16 protein-coding genes are annotated in these 22,250 nt (G+C 33.0%); 6 read left to right on the forward strand and 10 right to left on the reverse strand.

Annotated features, from left to right (window positions below; all coding sequences use genetic code 11):
- Positions 1–3: 3 nt before the first annotated feature.
- Genes BN999_RS14795 through BN999_RS14815 form a run of 5 tightly spaced genes read right to left on the reverse strand, consistent with a single transcriptional unit; the run spans position 4 to position 4,241 of the window.
- The gene (locus tag BN999_RS14795; RefSeq protein ID WP_096272578.1) at positions 4–1,029 is read right to left on the reverse strand and encodes a ribitol-5-phosphate dehydrogenase; all 1,026 of its coding nucleotides are present in this window, start codon (positions 1,027–1,029) and stop codon (positions 4–6) included.
- Positions 1,026–1,739, reverse strand: a complete 714-nt coding sequence (locus tag BN999_RS14800; protein ID WP_096272579.1) for an IspD/TarI family cytidylyltransferase — start codon at positions 1,737–1,739, stop codon at positions 1,026–1,028. The genes BN999_RS14795 and BN999_RS14800 overlap by 4 nt, the downstream gene beginning before the upstream one ends.
- A gap of 45 nt (positions 1,740–1,784) precedes the next feature.
- Complete coding sequence (locus tag BN999_RS14805) at positions 1,785–2,558, reverse strand: WecB/TagA/CpsF family glycosyltransferase (protein WP_096272580.1); 774 nt, start codon at positions 2,556–2,558, stop codon at positions 1,785–1,787.
- A 51-nt stretch (positions 2,559–2,609) separates the two neighbouring features.
- The gene (gene tagH, locus BN999_RS14810) at positions 2,610–3,401 is read right to left on the reverse strand and encodes a teichoic acids export ABC transporter ATP-binding subunit TagH (protein ID WP_096272581.1); all 792 of its coding nucleotides are present in this window, start codon (positions 3,399–3,401) and stop codon (positions 2,610–2,612) included.
- 33 nt (positions 3,402–3,434) lie between these two features.
- Complete coding sequence (locus BN999_RS14815; RefSeq protein ID WP_096272582.1) at positions 3,435–4,241, reverse strand: ABC transporter permease; 807 nt, start codon at positions 4,239–4,241, stop codon at positions 3,435–3,437.
- Between the two features lie 151 nt (positions 4,242–4,392).
- Between BN999_RS14815 and tagD the strand changes: the two genes are divergently transcribed.
- Positions 4,393–4,788 (forward strand): glycerol-3-phosphate cytidylyltransferase, encoded by a 396-nt coding sequence (gene tagD, locus BN999_RS14820; protein WP_096272583.1) that lies wholly within the window; start codon positions 4,393–4,395, stop codon positions 4,786–4,788.
- 202 nt (positions 4,789–4,990) lie between these two features.
- Positions 4,991–5,938, forward strand: a complete 948-nt coding sequence (locus tag BN999_RS14825; protein WP_255247487.1) for a CDP-glycerol glycerophosphotransferase family protein — start codon at positions 4,991–4,993, stop codon at positions 5,936–5,938.
- A 68-nt stretch (positions 5,939–6,006) separates the two neighbouring features.
- Here BN999_RS14825 and wecB read toward each other — a convergent pair whose 3' ends face one another.
- Positions 6,007–7,122 (reverse strand): non-hydrolyzing UDP-N-acetylglucosamine 2-epimerase, encoded by a 1,116-nt coding sequence (wecB, locus tag BN999_RS14830; RefSeq protein ID WP_096272585.1) that lies wholly within the window; start codon positions 7,120–7,122, stop codon positions 6,007–6,009.
- Between the two features lie 295 nt (positions 7,123–7,417).
- Between wecB and BN999_RS14835 the strand changes: the two genes are divergently transcribed.
- From BN999_RS14835 to BN999_RS14845, 3 genes are all read left to right on the forward strand, one after another.
- Complete coding sequence (locus BN999_RS14835) at positions 7,418–8,407, forward strand: LCP family protein (protein WP_096272586.1); 990 nt, start codon at positions 7,418–7,420, stop codon at positions 8,405–8,407.
- A 300-nt stretch (positions 8,408–8,707) separates the two neighbouring features.
- Positions 8,708–9,691 (forward strand): LCP family protein, encoded by a 984-nt coding sequence (locus tag BN999_RS14840; protein WP_096272587.1) that lies wholly within the window; start codon positions 8,708–8,710, stop codon positions 9,689–9,691.
- Positions 9,692–9,802: 111 nt separating this feature from the next.
- Positions 9,803–11,224 (forward strand): glycosyltransferase family 4 protein, encoded by a 1,422-nt coding sequence (locus BN999_RS14845; protein ID WP_096272588.1) that lies wholly within the window; start codon positions 9,803–9,805, stop codon positions 11,222–11,224.
- A gap of 87 nt (positions 11,225–11,311) precedes the next feature.
- Here BN999_RS14845 and BN999_RS14850 read toward each other — a convergent pair whose 3' ends face one another.
- The 4 genes from BN999_RS14850 to BN999_RS14865 all read right to left on the reverse strand — a co-directional run bounded on the left by BN999_RS14850 (position 11,312) and on the right by BN999_RS14865 (position 19,964).
- Complete coding sequence (locus BN999_RS14850) at positions 11,312–12,550, reverse strand: alginate O-acetyltransferase AlgX-related protein (RefSeq protein ID WP_096272589.1); 1,239 nt, start codon at positions 12,548–12,550, stop codon at positions 11,312–11,314.
- Between the two features lie 17 nt (positions 12,551–12,567).
- Positions 12,568–13,992, reverse strand: a complete 1,425-nt coding sequence (locus BN999_RS14855) for an MBOAT family O-acyltransferase (RefSeq protein WP_096272590.1) — start codon at positions 13,990–13,992, stop codon at positions 12,568–12,570.
- A 154-nt stretch (positions 13,993–14,146) separates the two neighbouring features.
- Positions 14,147–16,897, reverse strand: coding sequence for a M14 family zinc carboxypeptidase (locus BN999_RS14860; RefSeq protein ID WP_096272591.1), 2,751 nt, complete (start codon positions 16,895–16,897; stop codon positions 14,147–14,149).
- Between the two features lie 133 nt (positions 16,898–17,030).
- Positions 17,031–19,964, reverse strand: coding sequence for an N-acetylglucosaminidase (locus BN999_RS14865; protein ID WP_096272592.1), 2,934 nt, complete (start codon positions 19,962–19,964; stop codon positions 17,031–17,033).
- Positions 19,965–20,207: 243 nt separating this feature from the next.
- Here BN999_RS14865 and BN999_RS14870 point away from each other — a divergent pair, with 243 nt between their 5' ends.
- Positions 20,208–22,190, forward strand: coding sequence for a hypothetical protein (locus BN999_RS14870; protein WP_096272593.1), 1,983 nt, complete (start codon positions 20,208–20,210; stop codon positions 22,188–22,190).
- Positions 22,191–22,250: the final 60 nt, after the last annotated feature.

Consider the following 22,250-nt stretch of genomic DNA (forward strand, 5'->3'; position numbering starts at 1 on the left):
GCCTCATATCATCCATTTCATTACAGTTTTCCCCCAGGAATTAGACAGATCACTTTCAAATGCTTCCGTAACATCCGAGATTTTCATGACATCATGTACTTCACCAACTAGAGTTCCTAAGTAATCGACGATTTCAGGGTATTGTTTATATACGTCAATTGTTCTTTGAAAATCAGCTGTACCACTACGGCTACTTCCGAGTAGGGTTAAGCCTTTTTCTAATACCATTCTTGTATTGATTTCAATCGGATATTCACTAACCCCTAGTAAACTAATAGTGCCCTCAGGGTTGATATGATCAATTATCTGCTCAATAGCATACTGACTACCTTTACCTCCAGCACACTCAATGGCATGATCAATGGTTAATTCTTCTGGAATTTCATCAATCTTTATCATGTTATCAACGAAAAAGAAGTGATTCAGTTTATAATCTGTTTTTCCAAAAATAATGACTTTACTTTCCGGGTATAATTGTTTCAATAATAAACAAGTTATATAACCAAGATTTCCATCTCCCCATACACCAAACGTTTCCTTGATGGGATGAGATTTCTTTTCAAACCGACTAATTGCGTGAACAGCAATCGTCACTAATTCCGTAAAGGCAGCTACATTCATATTGATATTTTCAGGGAGCTTTACAACACGGTCCCGATTAAGAAAGACGTAATCTTGCATAAACCCATCATATCCACTAGATCGAAACTTACTGGAACGCAAGTAATTTTCAGAAATGTACGGGTTCTTCTCTGTTGGTATATTGGGAACCATGACAACCTTTGTCCCAACTTTGACCTCACCAAGTGGGTCAAACACAACCTCTCCTACCCCTTCATGAATCAGAGCCATGGGAAGTTTTTTACGCATTGCTTCTTTCCCTCTTGTCCCTGTGTAATAGCGTTGATCTGCATTACATATGGAGAGATGGGTTGGGCGTATGATCAGTTTGTCCGAGATAATTGATTTATCCTTATAGGTCACTTCAAATTGTCTAGGAGATACTAAACGATACACTTGGTTAATCATTTATCTAAACTTCCTTTTATAATGGAATTGGCAACGTTCAAATCAAATGGAGTAGTAATCTTTATATTAAAGTTCTCTCCTCGGACTAACTTTACCTTTTCACCCTTCAACGCAAAGATTTTACAGGCGTCCGTCAGTATCTCTTTTTCACTGTCAGACAAGCCATAATACAACTCTTGTAGTTTCTTAATATTAAACGACTGAGGGGTTTGTCCTTGGTACATATAATCTCTTCTCGGTATCGAACTGATAAATTCATTGTCTTGTGATTCAACAATTGTATCAACCGCTTCTATTACCGTATCAACGGAACCATACTCCAGTGCGTTATCAATATTTTCTTGGATAATGCGATGAGTTAGAAATGGTCTTACCGCATCATGAGTGACAATAATATCCTCCTCACTTACGGAATACGTCTCTTCTATATAATTCACTATCGACATAATTGTCCCATTACGATCACTTCCACCAACAATAACTGTAATAGTCGGTAAATCTAAGTTAAACTTTTTCAGAATATCTTTAGTATGATTGACCCATTCTTTTGGAGTTGCAATCACTATCTTTTCAAATTTACTATTTAATACAAACTTCTCAATGGTATGCACAATGATCGGTTTCTCATTTAGCAATAAAAATTGCTTTGGCATTGGTACATTTCCCATTCTTGAACCAATACCGCCTGCTAGAATACCTGCGTAAATCAATTTCTTCACCTCATATTATTTAGGATATTTATTTGATTTAGTAGTTTAATTTCTTTTAAAGATGATGCGTATCATAAATTCCATTGCTTTTAGGATTCGCTTCCAGCGAAATGGTTGTTTTAACAATCTGTACAACCACTCTAAGTTTAACTTAATCCATTTATCAGGCGCTCGCTTCACTTCTCCAGCTAATACATCGAAGCTACCGCCTACTCCCATAAATAAGCCTTTTGGGAACTGGTCAAGATTGTTGGTAATCCATTTGTCTTGGTTCGGTGAACCTAAGGCTACAAAAACAATATCGGGTTCAGATAGCTTTACACGTTCCGCAACTTCAGGATCTTTCACCGAAAAATAACCATGATGTCTTCCAGCTATCCTAACATTGGGATACCGCTTCTTAACCTCTTCTACCGCCTTTTTATTGACCTGTTCCTCTGCACCTATAAAGTAACAAGAAAGGGCTTCTCTATTAGCAAATTCAAGTATATCCAACATCAAGTCAAATCCAGCTATCCTTTCCTTGATTGGTTGTTTCATATACTTAGAAGCTAATACAACACCGGCCCCATCTGGAACTATATAGGTTGCTTGTTTCACCATTTCTTGGTATCCGCGGTCTTCCCGTATTTTCATAACAATTTCTGGATTAGCGGTTACGATGTAGCACTTTTCCTGATTCATCAAAAGTGGCTGGATATGATCCCTTACAAATTCTTTCTGTGATAAATTAATGAAATCAACATCCATAATTGTCACAGTTTCTATTTTTTTTCTTTTACTAGTGTCTGGAATTTTTATCTGTGTACTTATAGACATAATCTACAACCTTTCAGTTATATCAATTACATATAACTAAGATTTTTTCTATCAACCCGTCTCTAGCTGTCTAAGTACATCTTCCCTATACTTTTCTTTCTCTGATTTGGACAACTTTTTATACTCTTTAATAAACTCTTCATATAAAGGTAGAATTTCTTCTTTTGTACCATATTCTTTTACTCTACCAAACTCTAACCATAGAATTTTATCAGCGAACTTCTTCATTTGGACCGTTGAGTGGCTAACAAAGACTATTGTTTTTCCTTTTTCCTTAAATGATTTCATTTTATTAAAACACTTCTCTGCAAATGCCTTGTCTCCAACGGATAAAGCTTCATCAATAATGATAATATCAGGATCAATAGAAACCGAAATGGCAAACCCTAGTCGTGACTTCATACCACTTGAATAAGACTTAACTGGTTGGTCGATAAATTTCCCTAACTCAGCAAACTCAATGATTTCAGGCTCTAGTTGTTGAATCTCTTTCTTGTTAAAACCAAGCATCAGGCACTTCAATTCAATATTTTCCCTACCAGTTAGATTCTCCTTTAGGCCGGCTGCAATTGCAATTAAGGATACATCGCCTTTTACAGTTACCGATCCAGATGTTTCTGGTAAGATTCCAGCAATTATGTTTGAAAGAGTAGACTTTCCAGCTCCATTTACTCCGACAAATCCTATAACCTCTCCCCTATTCACTTCAAAGCTTACATTTCTCAGTGCATAGAAATCTTCCCCATACCCTTTACGGAAGAGAATATCTTTTATTTTGTCAGATGTATTATCGTATAATTTATGTTTCTTGGTTACATTAGAAACGATTATTGTTTTTTCCATAGCAAATCCTTTCCACTTTCTATGAAACTAGTATTATATGAAATCTATAAATCTTCTTCTAAACTTCACATGCATGACGGACCCTATTAATAAAAGCACAAAGGTAACTGCACAGAAATATAGAGTATATTCCCAATGATTAATAAAATACCATTCTTTTCCTAATAAAGAATAGCGGTACCCTTCTACCAAATAATACAAAGGGTTAATTTTAAATACAGTTTGAATCCACACAGGCAAACTAGACGTTGCCCATAAGATAGGTGTCATGTATAGTAGCATTCTTAGTGTTGCTTGAAGAAACATTTGTAAATCACGAATAAATGTGTTTAGTGTTGACGTAATGAGGGATACTGAAAAAATAAATAAGTACCCACCAAATATATATAATGGTAATTGTAAATAATAGATACTAATTGGATACCCTAGGAAATTTAAAAGAACCATCACGATAACCAAAAGTCCAATATGAGAATAGAACTTAGAAAATATAATGATATTCGGAATTAAACTCATAGGGAAATTCATTTTCGAAAGCATTTTAACTCGCTGAAATATGGACTTTGATCCCTCAATGATTGATGGGTTAAAGAAGAACCATATGACAATACCGGATAACATCCATGGAAAGAATGGGTCCCCTTCAATAGGCTGTCTCTCTCGGATACCGAAACCAAAAATAAACCAATAAATGAATATCTGAATGGCAGGATTAATTAATTCCCACGCAAGTCCTAGATAATTATTCTTATTCGCTATTTTAATCTCGTATAATGCAAGTCTTCTTAATAAATAAAAGTACTTAACTTGTTCTGATAAAACTGTGATTACTGATTTCATCTTGAAAACCTCTCATATCTAGTGTCTAATCATTATACTGTAAACAGATATAGATGACTCAATTGTAAACCGAATGTTAATTTAATGTAAAGGTATGCTAATATAATTATATATTAAATATATAGTTTTACCATATGGGGAGGTAGAGATTGTGAAAAAAGTTATCACATATGGGACTTTTGACTTGATTCACACTGGTCACATTAATATACTCAGGCGCGCGAAGGAAATGGGAGACTATTTAATTGTTGCGTTATCAACAGATGAATTTAATGAACTAAAGAATAAAAAGGCTTATTACACCTATGAAGATAGAAAAACCATTTTAGAGGCTATTAAATATGTCGATAAAGTAATACCCGAAAAAAGCTGGGAGCAAAAAAAACAGGATATTCAGGAATACAGTGTAGACATATTTGTAATGGGTGATGATTGGGAAGGAAAGTTTGACTTTCTAAGGGAATTATGTGAAGTAATCTACTTACCTAGAACCATTGGTATTTCAACCACCAAAATTAAAGAAGACTTCATGAGAACAAATGGTTAGAGAGTTACTCATTTTTATATACCTATTCCTTTTTCAAATCATTTTTAGCCTTTTCAAGTTATTCCCACTAAAAACCAAGACTGTCTGTGTCGCTTCTTTTGGGGACAACATTTTTTACACTACTCGTGCTTTAAGAAAGGAAACCGATGAAGATATTATTATCTTAAAAGAGGATTCTTGTAAGTACCCTTTCGATAATTCTATGACTACTATTGTTCCTTTCACATTAATAAAACCGCTAACTTATTTGAAATCTATTTTTCATTTAGCAACAGCATCAACTATATTAGTAGATAACTACTTTGGTTTTTTAGCAGTGACAAAGTTTAAAAAGGAAACGAAGTGTATTCAATTATGGCATGCAGCCGGAGCAATTAAAAAGTTTGGCTTTCAAAAACCTACTACTGAAAACCGAAGTACCCATTCGCATAAACGTTTTGCAAAGGTATATAGCCGTTTTAACTATACCATAGTTGGCTCAGAGAGAATGGCAACCATTTTTCAAGATAGCTTTGGATTAACCGATGATCGGATTTTACGAACAGGGATTCCTAGAACGGATTTCTTCTATAGTAAAAGGGCGGTAGAAAAAGTTCATCAACAGCTTATTACTACTTTTCCAATCACTCGAGAAAAGAAAGTAATCTTATATGCTCCTACATTTCGAGATCATAGTCTAAGTGGGTACCATATAAGGCTAGATATAGAAAAACTATATAAAGAATTAGCCAATGATTATGTACTTTTCATCAAAGCACATCCCGCCGTAACATGCGAGTTCAATGCTAAGCATAAAGAGTTTGTATACGATGTCTCCGATTATTACGATGTAAATCATTTACTCCTTTGTACGGATATATTAATAACAGATTATTCATCGATACCATTTGAATTTGCCTTATTAGAGAAGCCAATGATTTTCTATGCTTATGATATAGACGAGTATAAAGATACAAGTGGACTAATTGACGATTTCGATAATCAAATGCCAGGACCTATTGTACGTACAACAGAAGATATTATTAAGGTAATTATCCATCAGGACTTTCAAATTGAGAAAATCAAACCATTTTCTGAGGAATGGAATCAATACTCTGTAGGTCGTTCAAGCATTAATCTGTCTCAGATCATTACTGAGTCTAAGAGATAAACTTAATTTCACAAAGAAGAAAAGCTTTCTAGAACTTCAATGAGTCTAGAAAGCTTTTTTATTGTTAATTATTTTGAGAAGTAATCTAGGATTGCATCTGCAATTCTTTCAGATGCCTTACCATCACCATATGGATTAGAAGCAGTTGCCATTTTTTTATGCGCTTCTTCATTAGATAAAAGTTCGTTAGCTAAGTTGAAGATTGTATCTTCATCTGTTCCAGCTAATTTTAAGGTACCTGCTTCAATTCCTTCTGGTCTTTCCGTTGTATCCCGTAAGACTAATACCGGCACTCCTAGTGATGGTGCTTCTTCTTGAACGCCACCTGAATCTGTTAGAATTAGATGTGCTTTAGAAGCAAAGTTATGGAAGTCCACTACACCAAGTGGTTCGATTAACTTAACTCGGTCATTATCACCAAGAATTTCTTTAGCAGTTTGTTGTACTACTGGATTTAAATGAACTGGATAAACTACTTGAATGTCAGCATGCTCTTCAACCAATCGTCGAATAGCACGGAACATTTGGTTCATATTCTCCCCAAGGTTTTCACGGCGATGCGCAGTCATTAGAACCAATCGCTTATCTCCAAGATCATCTAGAATTGAATTGGAATAAGACTCGTCAATTGTGGTTTTTAAAGCATCAATAGCCGTGTTACCTGTTACATAAATACGGTCTTCTGGTTTGTTTTCGTTTAAAAGGTTTTGTTTCGACTTTTCAGTTGGTGAGAAGTGTAAGTCTGCCATAACCCCAGTTAATTGGCGGTTCATTTCTTCTGGATACGGAGAATACTTATTCCAAGTACGTAGACCAGCCTCAACATGTCCAATTGCAATTTGGTTATAAAATGCAGCCAGAGAAGCAGCAAAAGTAGTAGATGTATCACCATGGACTAATACTATATCCGGTTGTGTTTTTTTCATCACTTCATCTAGGCCTTCTAGAGCTCTAGTCGCAATTTGTGCAAGGGACTGTTGTTTTTTCATGATATTTAAATCATAGTCAGGCGTTATTTTAAAGATTTCTAGAACTTGGTCCAGCATCTCTCTATGCTGTGCTGTAACTGTTACAATTGATTCAAATTCTTCTGTTCGCTTTTGTAGCTCTAAGACTAGAGGGGCCATTTTAATTGCTTCTGGTCTTGTGCCAAAGATTGTCATTACCTTAATTGGCTTCTTCATATGTGCTACCTCCTAAAAATATTCCATTTTTTATATAAGATTCCTTATGTATAACATTTAAATACCACATTATTCGACATTATATCACAATAATAACATCCTTTCAGGAAAAGAAAACTTTTCTTGCCTTTATCATAATAACTTTATACTTTTTTAATGAATAAAAGTGATTGTAACGTATATCCTCCGATATAGAATTAATTCTCTGTATAAAGGTAATAATGAAAGGTACCCATTATTTCTATAGTTTTCAAAAAACAATAGTTTACTCTACAATTTTCAAAGGGGAAATTGGATGTCTTTTGAGAAAAAAACAACAAGAAATCACGCAAATAAAAATAAAAGAAGAATAATCAAAGTATCTATTCTAACTATTCTTTCCTTAATGGTTATCACCATTGGACTCTATGCATTCTATATATATAATAAAGCGCAAGATACGGCAAACGATTCCTATAAGGAAGTTGAAAGAGAAAATGAAAGGTCGTCCTTACGCAATAATACAGTTAACCTGGTCGAGGATAATGTTTCTATTTTAATTATAGGTATCGATGATAGTGAAGATCGTAATTTTAATGAGCAGAGTCGTTCTGATGCATTAATGTTAGCTACCTTTAACAGAGATAAGAATAGTGTTAAGCTGTTAAGTATTCCACGGGATTCCTATGTCTATGTTCCAGAGTTAGGATACAACACAAAAATTAATCATGCACATTTTTATGGCGGTCCAAAGGCAACAATTGAAACAATTGAGCATTTCCTAAATACCCCCGTAGATTATTACATAAGGTTCAACTTTGAAGCTTTTATAGAAGTAGTCGATTCTTTAGATGGAATTCACTTCGATGTTCCTTACGAGATGTACGAGCCAGATTCGCATGACAATAAAGATGCAATTCATTTAATGCCTGGTTATCAAAAACTAAATGGTGAACAAGCCTTAGCTCTCGCTAGAACACGTAAATATGATAATGATGTTTCCCGTGGAAAGCGACAGCAGGAGATTATTAAAGCATTAATTAACAAAGCTACCTCCGCTCCATCTGTATTCAAAATAGGTAGTGTAATGGAAGCTATTGGAAACAATATGAAAACCAATTTAACCTTCGACGATATGAAGTCTTTCGCAACCTATAGCTTGACTAAACAACCTACTATAACAACTCTAAATCTTGATGGTCATGGAGGCTATTTTGAAGATGGACTTTGGTATTATGAAGTAGATGAAGAAAGCAAGGAACTTGTAAGTGAAGAACTTCGCTTACATTTAGGAATTATGCAATAAGCATTAAAGTCCCTTTAAAGATTTGTGTATTATGCGTTTTCTATAGAGAATTCATTGTTTTCTAACGTGTAATACACAAGTTTTTCACTTCAAATAAAGTCGATTAATTTGCCTATTATCCGACATGATGAGATAATATATGATTTATTTCTTGATATTTTTTTACAAAAAACCTTAGGATTGTAATCAAAATTATATAGTAAACGTCCTTTTAGTATGGTATGCTAAATGTTGATTGTATGATTAAGTATTTAGTCATATACTAGACATATAGATTCATATTTTAAAGGAGTTAACCTTATGGGACGTTCTGAACGAAGAGTGGAAAGAAAAAAAGTCAAACGAAAAAGACGACTTCGTACTTCCTTCGTAGTTTTTTTAATCATATTTTTTAGTTTACTAGGATTTGGAACTTATATAGCATTACAAACTTATCAAGCAGCGAGCAGTTCATATAATGATCTTGGTGGAAGAGAAAAGTCGGATAAGCGGGAAGAAGCTGTATCGATCAGTAAAGATCCGGTTTCCATACTACTAATGGGCGTAGAGGACTACTCTTCAGGTGGACAAAATGGGCGTACCGATACTTTGATGGTTGCTACATTTAATCCTGAAGATGAGAAGTTAAAGTTACTAAGTATTCCTCGTGACACTTTGGTTGAGATTGCAGGCAAAGGCACACAAGATAAAATTACACATGCTCACGTATTTGGCGGAAAAGAAATGACCATAGAAACTGTGGAGAACTTTTTAGATATTCCAATTGATTACTATGCTTCGGTTAACTTTGAAACCTTTAAAAATATTGTAGATATCTTAGGCGGCATTACAGTTGATGTACCATTTAACTTTAAACAAAATAGTGATGACCGTATCGCAGAAAAACTTCAATTCTATGAAGGTGAAATGGACCTAGATGGTAGATATGCTTTAGCCTATGCTCGTATGAGATTAGAAGATCCACGTGGTGACATTGGAAGAAACGAACGCCAGCAACAGGTAGTAGAAGCCATACTTAAAAAGGCTTTATCTGTTGGAACAATCACTAAAATTGATGATTTAGCCGAAGAAGTTGGTAGTAATGTGGAAACTAATATGAAAGTAACGGAAGGGTTATCTTTCTTCAAGAACTATTCTAGCTTCCGAACTAGCAATATTGATAAATTGGTATTGGAAACTAATGGAGAAATGATTAATGGTGTTAGTTATCAGATTGTGGATGAGTTATCATTATCAGAAGTACAAAAAGAACTACAACACCATTTAGGAATTGGAACATATTAATATACTTTTAACCATCCTTGGAAGTGAGACGTATTAATTCATTTTCCAAGGATGTTTAATTTACCAGAAAAAAGGTAAATAATAACTAACAAACTAACCAAGGGGGATACTATGCATATTCTTATTCCAGTTTATTTTAATGCTGATATGGGTGGCTTACATTTAAATGTATTCTCAACTGCATTATATTTAAAAAATAATAATCATGAAGTAACCGTACTATGCAAAAACGGGGTTTTTTCAAAGAAACTAATTGAGAATGATATTAGAGTCATAGAAACAGACTTTGATATAACTAGCTATAAGGAAACTTTGTTAAAAATTGTAAGACTACATAATGATAATCCTATCGACATAATTCACACACACCCATTCAAAGCTCGTAAAATAAGTTTGGCTATTTCAAGGCTTCTCAACAGACCACTGTTTCTCACTATACATGGAAGATATACCGATGACTTACCACTTTACTTAGACAAAGTTTCAATGGTGTTTACTGTTTCAGAAGGTATTAAGGATTATATTTTTGATAAAACGAAAACAAAAGATAAATATAAATTTGCTGTAATCCCAAATGGTGTTGATGTTAAGTTATTTGAGCCCCCTTTAAGAAAGTATCAAAATAATAACCAAGAAGAAAAAAGTAATGGTGAAGAAGTTAAAATTGCCTTTGTATCGAGATTAGATAAAGATAAACAATTTATTATAGATGTATTTTATAGAGCTCTTGAATTTACCTACAATAAATATGGGACAAATGTAAAGTGGAAAATTGTCGGAGATGGTACTGAAAAGGATACAATGAAAGACAAGATATCAAGCCTTATTTCAGATGAGAACTATGTAGACTTTGTGGGTTGGAAGAATGATATCCAACTTTATCAGGAATATAGCGAGAGTAATATCGTTATTGCACCCGGGAGATCTGCTTTAGAAGGATTGAGTTGTGGAAAGCCTGTAATCGCTATCGGAAGTAAGGGTTATGTTGGGCTCATAAATCATGATAATTGGCTTAAGGGTGTTTATAGTAATTTTGGTGGAATTGGAGACAAAATAAAAAGTTATGATGAAGGTTCTATAGAGAAAGATTTAGAAACCATATTAGACAATAAACCATTAAGACTGGAATTAAGTGAGTTAGGAATTAACTTAATTCAACAATACTATAACGAAGATACTATTAACAAAAGGCTAATGTCCTTTTACACCATCTTCAAATTAAGCAATAACAAAATAGACAAAATTAATTCCTCTAGAGTTATGGAATTAATTGAATGCCAAGTAAGTGACATTAAAATTGAGAAATTGTCTGATAGTGAATTTGCTGCTAATATCAATTGTTATGAAAGTAATATAAACCCTGAATTTGCTTGGTATATTTACCATAATGACAAACTCATAGAGAAGTTTATGTATTCCAATAGTAACAGTATAACGTATACCATAAAAGAATCCGGCTCATACCAAGTTCAAGCTTTTATTAAAAATGGTAACGATAAGTTTTCATTCCTATTTGACAGAATAACATTCTAAATTGAAAAGCAACTTATAAGTGTGGAAGTAACTTATAAGTTGCTTTTTTTTGTTGAATCTCCTAATTAGCTAAAAGGTGACTTACTATTATTTTAGTTCCTGTTCTTGTGCATCAGATACTGGATAGGTATCAAATTTATAATTTTTTCCATATAAATGGGTGCTGTTATATACAAAAGCGACTATATCAAAGTCCATTTCTTCAATATACTCCTGAATAATCTGATCTTCATTGTATCTAGGGTCATAAATAGTTGTTTCATAAAAGTGCTCAGCAAGTTGATATACAAGTGGGTTTGCATAAGAGTCCTTTATAATTAGTATTTTATTATCAAGCTTTTTATTTCTCTCATTGATAATCTTTAGTTCACTATAGTTATAAGTAAAAAGGTCACTATAATTTACTATACTACTTTCTTTTCTTATTCCTTGTCCGTAAACCTGTGAGGGTTCTCTCTCCTGACCATTCAAGTATATGGTGTATTTATCATAATCAACCTCTTTAGATTTATAGTAACATTTTAATTCTTCACTTTCATCTACCACTCTGTAGACTTGCTTATTATAACTACCATCAAACTCGACTGAAGAATCACTGCATATCTTCTGGTAATCCTCTATTCTAACTTCTGTATCGATAAAATGATCAGAATGTACATTTAGGGTATCTACTATTCTCTTATATCCTTGAAATGCTCCATTTAAGTTCCAGTGATGATCAGTTCTAAAATACATTTCCGAAAGCTCTTCTTCTGAAAAAGTTTTAGTAAATTCATTTGTCAAATCGACAGTTACAAAATTCTCATCAGTATATAAATTACTCATAAATACATTTATATTTTGCAAATAATTGCCTGGCTTAATATAATCCGGTAGCAAAAAAGACATAACAGTCGTTCGATGTGGTACAGAAAAATAATACAATTCAATGTCCTTGTCCTTCAAGAAGTCTGCAAATAGATTCAATCTATCTGTTGATTCTTCTATTTCAGCTGAATAGATATCGTAATCAGGCTTAGGATATATCCAGTTTTCTTTCGTTATAAAGTAATCAAAAATATAAGTTTTATTTGTCAGACGTTGATAATCAATATAACTTTTCAGCCATCGATCTCTACCAGGAAATTGATCAGTAAAATAACCTTCAAATTCCTCCATATAGGAACCATCTTTCAATTTTTCTATTGTTAACTCTGGTTTTTGAGCCAACTTTCTATTTTCAGTTTTTGAAATATCATGGTCATTCGTACTGAACATATATACTCCAAAAATCATAATAAACATAACAAATAGACTAGATAATAAAATATTACCAAAACGGTTCATATACTAACATCTCCAAGTTAGAATCTAAAATATATAAAGGGATTATAGGTTGAATTAACTAATAGAATCATACAAAATCCCATTATCAACATGTAAATAATTGGCATAATCACAGATTGTACAGGAACGATTTGTTTCTCATAAAAGCTAATAGTTTTCACCTTAGTTTTCAACCATGGAATAATAGGCATAGAGAAAACAATGGCAATTATAAAAGTTATCCAATAATCATTCAAGAAAATTATTGCTTGACCATCAATTAGTTTTGTTTGATTTATTCCGAACATAGTTTGAATATATTCAAATGAATAGGAAAAGTTATCTGCTCTAAAGAATACCCATCCAATCATCACAATGACGATTAAATACAAATGCTGAATTGGGCTGTATAACTTTGATAGTAATTTACCTAGCCAAAGTCTTTCCAGAACAATTAATACACCGAAGTAAAAACCCCAAGCCATAAATGTCCAGCTTGCACCATGCCAGAACCCTGTTATAGTCCAGACAATTAACAGGTTGATTACTGTTCTAGGCAATCCTTTTCTACTTCCACCAAGTGGAATATAAATATAATCCTTGAACCAAGAACTAAGAGATATATGCCATCTCCTCCAGAACTCAGATACGGATTTGGAAATATACGGATAGTTAAAGTTTTCTAGGAAATCAAAACCAAACATTTTCCCTAGCCCGATAGCCATATCGCTATATCCTGAGAAGTCAAAATAAATTTGCAAGGAATAAGCAGCTATACCAACCCAAGCTGTTGTCACACTTAAACTATCAGGTGTGGTACTGAAAATAGTATCAGCTACTTCACCAAAACTGTTTGCTATTATAACCTTTTTAGCTAAACCTATTATGAATCGCTTAACCCCGTCAGAAAACTTATCCAAATTTACAAAGCGTTTCTTAATCTGTTCAGCGACTGTATTGTAGCGAACAATAGGACCTGCAACAAGTTGCGGAAATAATGAAATATATAAAGCTAGTGAAGATAAATTCTTTTGCACTCCAGCATCTTTTCGATAAACATCAATAATATAGCTCATAGCCTGGAATGTAAAAAATGAAATACCTATTGGTAAAGGAATAGGTTCCATATGAATAGATAAGTCTAATAAGCTATTTATATTTTCAACAAAGAACTGTGCATATTTAAAGATAGCTAAAATCAAGACATTACCAAAGATAGCTATCCAAAGAAACATCTTCTTTAAAGTTAAAATATGCCTATATTTGTCTATTAACAAACCAAAAATATAATTTATTAATATGGAAAATAGCATAAGTAATACAAACCTTGGCTCTCCCCATGCATAGAAAACCAAACTAGCTAATAGCAAAATATAGTTTTTTAATTCATTGCGAACTACAATATATAACACCAACACAATAGGTAAGAACGCAAAAAGAAATACTAGATTACTAAATACCATGACTTCACCTACATATTTACTTAGATTATTGAACAAACACTATATATTATAACACTGAAGTACACAGAAAACATTATGTATAATTTTTGAAAAACACCAGTTGCCAATAGCAGCAACTGGTGTTTTTCAACTTATTTTAAAATAATTGCTAGAGTTACCTAGTGTAAGCCTCTTTAGCTATCATTAAACCAACTGTATTATTCTTTTTCCAAATGGAATCAAAGCTAGATACTGGTATTGGTTTATTCCCCACATAAGGTGATATCTCTGGTGTTAAAGCAACTCTATTCATTTCATGTTGTACAAAATCAGTATATGTTCCTCCACCAGGAATACCTCTAGTATACATGAGTCTATACCCCGTCTTCGCACTTACCATATTTGCAACTTTCTTACTTAGATTATACATATAGCTACCTGGTGTAAATACATCATCACCAAAGTATATCAATTCTCCAGATGAATGATATGCAACTTCTGTTTTAAAGTTATGTGCTCTTGAAAAATTCATTAAAGCGACTGCCTCAGGTTCTGTTAAAGGTTTATATCCTTTAAAGTTAAATGGTCCAGGCTTACCTGGATTATTTGTTATAGTGCTCCATTCCTGCGGATATTGCCTATTCAGATCAATACCACGGATATTTGCTTTCCAAGAGCGAAAATTAGTACTACCATTATTTAAACGGATAAGTTCTACAGGATTTGAGAAACGATACGGTCCTTCCTGCACTAACGTAACACCATCCGGATTGACCATTGGCACAAACCAAATAGAAGTATTATCAAGTATTTGTTTAACATTATATCCTTCATAGTTTTGGTTTTTGACATATGCCTGACTGTATACATCTATCATTTCCATTAGAAGGTTCGTTGTTAACCATTCTCTTGCATGTGTTGATGCATTAAAATATACTTCTGTCTTTCCAGTACCTAACTTAATAGCATAAAGATTTCTACCATTTACTGATTTACCTATAGTTTTCCATGAAATTAATCCAGGATAATTTTTAGCTAACGCGAAGATATCACTTTCCATCTCTTCATAGGAATAGACCTGTCTTGGATTGACTATGTTTTTTGCAATCGTCTTAACATCGACATGTGACTTTTTTACATAGCCATATCTTCCAGCAATATTAACCTCATACCAATTCCCAAAATTTCGTACAACTGGATACTCTTTACCCTTTCCAATTGTAGCGAATGGAACAAGAACTCCTCCCGTATTATCATAGACAATAATATCTGCTTTAGGAGTGAGTATACTTACTACACTTTTTCGAGTAATTTTATTATTATATTTCCCTGAAAGAAAAGGCTCTGTACTTGATTTATTAACATAACCATAATAGTTACCAAATTGTATTTGATGCCAATTTCCATAATCACTTACTCTCTCATAAACTTGGCCTTTTTTTAGTTTACCTACTTTTATCAAAGAACCACTACGATTGTCATAAATAGGTAGGTTATCTTCTGTTACCTTAAAATATCTAATATTCTTTGTAAAGGAAACTTTAACATCACTTTTTCGCACATAACCTACTCGATTGGCAATTAAAATTCGATACCAATTGCCATAGTCAGTTGCAATTGCATGTGAAGTTCCTTTTTGAATAGTAGCAAAAGGTATTAATTTACCTGTTGAATTATCATAGACTGGTGTATCAACTACACTAGTAAAGTTTAACTCACTAGTTTGATATTTGGAATTGAGATTAGGAATTTGATTTTTAAAACTTGGGAGCGTACCAGTCTTATGAACATAGCCATAATGGTCACCGAACTGAATTTGATGCCAGTTTCCATAGTCACGTACCCGCTCATAAACTTGTCCTTTCTCTAATTCCCCAATTTTTTTAAGAGATCCGTTACGGTTATCGTAGACAATTAATCCACTTTCCATCACTTCAAAATACTTGCTATTCTTTGAAAAATAACCTTTTAAATATTGCTTTTTAACAAAACCAATCCGGTCAGATACTAATATTCGATACCAATTTCCATAATCTGATACAATTGGATAAACTGACCCAGCCTCTAGTGTTGCAAAGGCATTTAGTCCTCCGTCACTATTATCAAAAACATCCGTCTTTACATTTACCATAAATTTTTCAGTACTATTCTTATAGTTCTTATTTAAATTCTTAATAGAATTACCGTAAGAATATTTAGTTAAAGATTTCTTTACATAACCGAAAGAATCACCAAATTGAATGCGATGCCAATTTCCATAGTCACTAACTCGCTTATAGACTTCTCCTTTTTTTAATATCCCCATCTTAATCAGTTTTCCTGTACGGTTATCATAAACTGGAACATCATCACTTACTACCTCGAAATAGTCACTAATTTCAGGAGGTATCAGAGTTACTTCAGATTTTTTTATGTAACCAATACGGTTAGCAAATAAAACTCTATACCAGTTCCCATAATCAGATACAATCTTATACTTTTTTCCTCCTACAAGATAAGCAAAAGGAAGTAATTTACCAGATGAGTTATCAAATACCGCTAGTTTATCAGTATCCACCTTCACCATTACATCTAAGTTTTCATACAGTTTATTTTGATTTTGTATTGAGCTTTTATTTCCTTCTACTGTATTCTTCTTATGTACATACCCATACTTTGAACCAAAATTTATTCTATGCCAATTTCCATAATCACTTACGATTGGGTAGCTTTCGCCCTTCACTAAACTACCAATCTGAATGAGTTTTCCTCTACTATTATCATATACAATTGCCTCATTATTAATAACTTTAAAATAGTTACCATAATTAGTGGACTGATAGTTATTGTTTATTACCAATTCTTCTTCAGCAGTAATAATACTAGGCACTAAAAAAATAAGCACAAAAAATAATGGAATAAAATATAATTTCTTCTTGTAAGTCATGTTGCTCCCTCCTAGGACTATTATACTATTAATTTGTTCTATTTAAAATAAGAAATATTTTAAGTAGATTAATATGCTTTATGATCAATAGAAAAAGCACTTACCACCCAATAAGTGTATAAGTGCTTTTTTATTACTTATAATTTGGAATATCAAAGAATAAGCTATAGTTACCTTTAGAATAGAATCTAGTATAATAGTAGACTTGCTTTTTAGCCCAGCCAATATCAGTTGCATATTGGTGTGTTGGAAGTCCATTTACTAGAGGAGCTGGGTTCCAGCGCATTTTATATAATGTGTTCTGACCAGAATAGATATAATCATTCTTAGCAAATTGTGCTCCACCAATAATAGCATCTTCCATAGTGAACCAACCTTCATCATAAGCCTTCTTCGAACCACATTCAATTGGGCAAGAGTCAAAAGCATTAATTCCAAAGAAGTTGTAAACAGTTTTACCATTTACTTTTACCCCTTTAGCCAAGGTTGATGTTCCATTGCCTGACTCTAACAATGCATGAGAAACAAGATAGATTTCATTGATACCAGCACTTTTTGCAGCCTTAGCAAACATTTCACCTTTGCCATCTAGGACACCTTTACCAGATAATAATTCATTCAATTCATTTACAGAAACTCCAGTATAGTAACTTAAATCAAGAAACTGGAACTTTTGTATATCGTCATTTATAAAATTATCTGGATTCATATAATAGACAACATCTTCATATGGCGCATTAATCCATGTTGGTAATGAATTCCTTGTAATCCTTCTCCATGCGTCACCATTACGATCCCGATATATCTCAGAGTCATATAAAGTAACATTCATATTACTTTTAGTTAAATAAAGTTTATGATACTGTGTTCCTGGCCCGGAACGTACATTCCAACCACTTGACAATACTGCTTTTTTAGTATTGAGATTGATTGAATCGAATGCTTTCCAATGCACATAAACAGCACCATTATAAATATCTGTCTGTGGGCTAACAACCATTTGTTTTGTAGCTGCATCCTTAACAGAAATATTATAATTAGTATAGTTCATACCGTATGCATCAACTTCAGATTTCTTGATATATCCAACTCGGTCAAGATAAATAATTCTCCACCAGTTTCCGAAGTCTGTCGCTATTGGAAAGATAGTACCCTTTTCTAATTGTCCAAAAGGAATTAATTTTCCAGTAGTATTATCATATACTGTAACGGTATTATTTGCTTTGAAACTTTTATTCGAATGAGTAAAATTAGTATTTAAGTTAGGAATCTGTTTTTTAGTTGCATACCCGGTGTCGGCTTTATTCACATAACCATATATACTTCCAAAGTTTACCTTCCACCAATTACCATAGTTTGATTCGATTGGATAAGCTTGTCCTTTTACTAGCTCACCGACCTTTTTTAACGATCCACTACGGTTATCATATATCGGTAAATTCTCTAGAGCTTCAAAGTATTTGTCTGTATCAACTGTCAGAGTTTGTACATCAGATTTGCGAATATATCCTACACGGTCAGAATAAATAATCCTCCACCAATTAGTGGAATCTGAAGCAACAGGGAAAATTTGTCCAGCATTAATTGTACCAAACTGTACCAACTTACCTGAAGTATTATCGTAAACTGGTAGATCTTCGTTCACGATAAATTTTCGTTTTTGATTGGAATAATTTTTATTTATATTTTTTAAATTATCACCAGTTGCGATAGAGGTTTCTTTTTTACTTACAAAACCATAGAAGTCCCCAAACTGGATTTTGTGCCAATTACCATAATCACTTACACGAGGATAGATTTGACCTTTCACTAATTGCCCAACTGGCTTTAATGGTCCACTTCCACGGTTATCATAAACAACGGTATTAGTGTCTGCTCTGAAAAACCTATCTGCTTCCGTAAATTGAGTTTCAACTTCACTTTTTCTTACATATCCTACACGATCAGCATAAACTATTCGCCACCAATTACCAAAATCTGTAGCAATCGGAAAGTTTGTTCCTTTATCAATAATCCCATAAGGAACTAGGCTACCTGAAGTGTTGTCAAAAACCGTAACATCCTGATTGGCTTTAAACGTTCTATCGGAGTGCTTAAATCCATCATTTTCATTCTTCAAACTACTACCATCGTTTGGTAATGTACCATCCTTCTTAACATACCCATAAATATTACCGAATTGAATACGATGCCAGTTTCCATAGTCACTAACAATTGGATAAACTTGACCATTAATTAATTTACCAACTGGTTGTAATGGGCCACCACGATTATCATAAACAACTAACTCGTCAGTAACAACCTTAAAATAGTTTGAAGTTACATTTTCCCATGGATTTTTTTCTGAAACTACAGCAATATTAGCACGAGCTTTTAAAGTGTTCTGTTCGCTGAGCTGAAGATTATTTTCTGTTTTAGAAGAAGACTCTTCATTAATAATAGATGTTTCTGAAGACTCAGACTGTTGATCAGTAACCTCAAATTCAGCTTCCTCATTTGCGGTTTCATCAATTACTGTCTCTTCATTTGCAGTTTCATCAATTACTGTCTCTTCATTTGCAGTTTCATCAATTACTGTCTCTTCATTTGCAGTTTCAATATCTTTTACTACTTCTTTTAGATAGAATTCAACATTTCCTAGAAGAAGCACATCTTGCCCATCTTCATTCTGGTAGGTTGGGTAAGTTGTTTCCTCCACAATTTTCACTTTAGCTGCATTATCTTGGTAAAGATTACTATCCTTCTCTAGGATTAGACTATTGTCATTACTAAGTTGTTCTGCAAATTCTATTTCATTCTCACTTAATTCTACTAAATTAATTGGAATACTGACCGTAGAATCTTTGAATTGTAGTTTAATAGATTCTCCATGTTGCACTCCAAAGAATTCAGTACCCTGTAAAATAGTAATTGTCTCATCAACAGCAATTTCTTCTGTTGCCTTATAAATGTTGTAAACATCTTCTTGATTGTCGACAACTTGAGCAAAGGAAATCGATGGTTGAATAACTTGAGTCAATAACATTATTAAGGCAATGAAACTAAAGAAATATTTTTTTTGTTGCATTTGGTTCCTCCCTTACTACTAGTACATCTTATAGAATCATAGATTATTATATATCTAATTCTATGTAAAAACAATGCCGACTTTTGTCGTATGGCATTACACTATTTCCGAATTAAACTACATAAATGATAGACTTTGTATTCTAATGCATAGTTCACTGTTACATGATACAATATATAATGATGAATTAAGCTAGAACATATGGAATATGTTCGTAAATGTTACATAATTGGAGGCACAACAATGAGCTTTGAACACTTAAAATATATACGCGGATATGTTATTAGTGATAAACAAGTAAATATCCCTGGAGATAATAATTGGGAATACTTTAATAATAATTATTACCATTTTTATTTAAACCCCAGCACTAAATGGTCGTACTTTGAAGAGGATAAATCATGGGGAATTCTAATCGGCCATGCCATAGATCCAATAGACAAAACGGATAATTTAGATATTATTCTACGTAAAGCCATCAAAGGATACCAATATTCGGAGGATAACTTTTATTCCTTCCATGAAAACCTCGTTGGTAGATTTGTTTTTGTCTTAGGAAATGAAAAGAACACATTAATTGTTTCCGATGCTACTGCAACCAAAAGCATCTTTTATCATCCTGAGAAAACTATAATCGCTTCCCATGCTAAATTATTAAAGGATGTAACTAACGAGAGCTTTGATCCTATGATTAACCCTCAGTGGTTAGGAGCTTACACAAGTCACTTACCTGGACATTACACATTATACAATAATGTTCATTACTTAATTCCTAACCATTCAATGAGTTGGCCAAACAGAAAAATCCAAAGATATTTTCCAAGAGAGTCAATTAATTATGATAATTTCGAACAAAAATTAGATGAAATTATCGAAAATACAAACAATCAATTAAGTGTACTATCGAAAAACAATAACTTTATCTTTTCACTATCTGCAGGTATGGATAGTAGAACTTCTCTTTCTTTTATGAAAGATTATTTAGACAAGACTAAATTCTTCACATACTATTTTACAGATAGCTCTGACCCAACCTACCAGGGTAGTAGCATATTAAACTTGGATCAGAAAGTAGTTAGAGATATATCAAAAAATCTAAGCTTAAATCATACATTCATACCTATTGATCGTAAAGATGAAAAATCTGATGGGTTTTCGGAATTTAAGTCTATCCTTAAAGAAAATACATTCTTAAATCATAGTGCAAATCTAGCTAAAAATTATTTAAATCTGTTTGGAACAGATAATTATCTACATATTCGCTCCACTTTATATGAGATTGGAAGGCCTGTTGTTAGAACAAAACATAAGTTTTCACACAATGAAGCATCAATTGAAAATCTAGTTCAATCTTACAGTCCTAAAGCACTTAAAGATGATAATGTAATTGAGTTAATGAGAAGACATGATCAAATTTACAATGTGAATAACCAGTTGAATTATGACCCGTTTGATTTAATCTATTGGGAAAAAAGAATGGGAACATGGCACTCACAAATATTAATCCAAAGTGATGTATCACATGATACCCATATATTTATGAACTCACATCGTCTATTACAATTAATGTTATCATTACCCATTGCACTGAGACGTAATGGTGAGCTATTTTTAAGTCTTATTGAAAAGAATTGGCCACTACTACGCTTTTGGGATATCAATAATGATAAGACTTTATTAGATAAAGTGGATTTAGCCAAAGAGCGCTATGGGTTGAAACTAGACAATATGGTTATACAGAGTGGTAATCAAATTAATCCTGAAGAAGTTGTTCCATATAATTTTAAGAAGTCTGAAAAGAGTGCTCACTTTTTTATAGATAAGAGTGCTCCTAAAAAAGGAGATTTCGTAGAAGGGGTCATAAATTTACCTATAAATCCTAATAGTGGCCAAGATATTGTTCTTCAAATAAGGAATAACTTTGAAAACCCCAAAAATAAAGGTAGATTAAAGTACCAAGTCATTTTAAATAACAACATTCTGGTAGAAGAGGATATTGCTCATTGGAGAGAAACTAATCAAGTTATTATACCGGTCAATAAGCTAAATAACTTGTGTGAACTGAGAGTTAGAGTAATCGCTATTAAAAATTGTGAAGAATGGAATTGGGGAAGAGCTGGTACGTTGTTTATAGAAAGAATCAACATTAGAAAAACAAATAGTATAAAGAAAGTGATAGTATCATCTCCTTTTTCAAAAGTAATTGAAAACAAGGATTCTATTTAAAGGATACGATGTACTACTTCTATTTTCACAAAACAATTAACACTAAAAAGAAGATGATTA

The sequence above is a fragment of the Paucisalibacillus globulus genome (assembly GCF_900184735.1).
In the GTDB taxonomy this organism is placed as follows: Bacteria; Bacillota; Bacilli; order Bacillales; family Amphibacillaceae; genus Ornithinibacillus; species Ornithinibacillus globulus_B.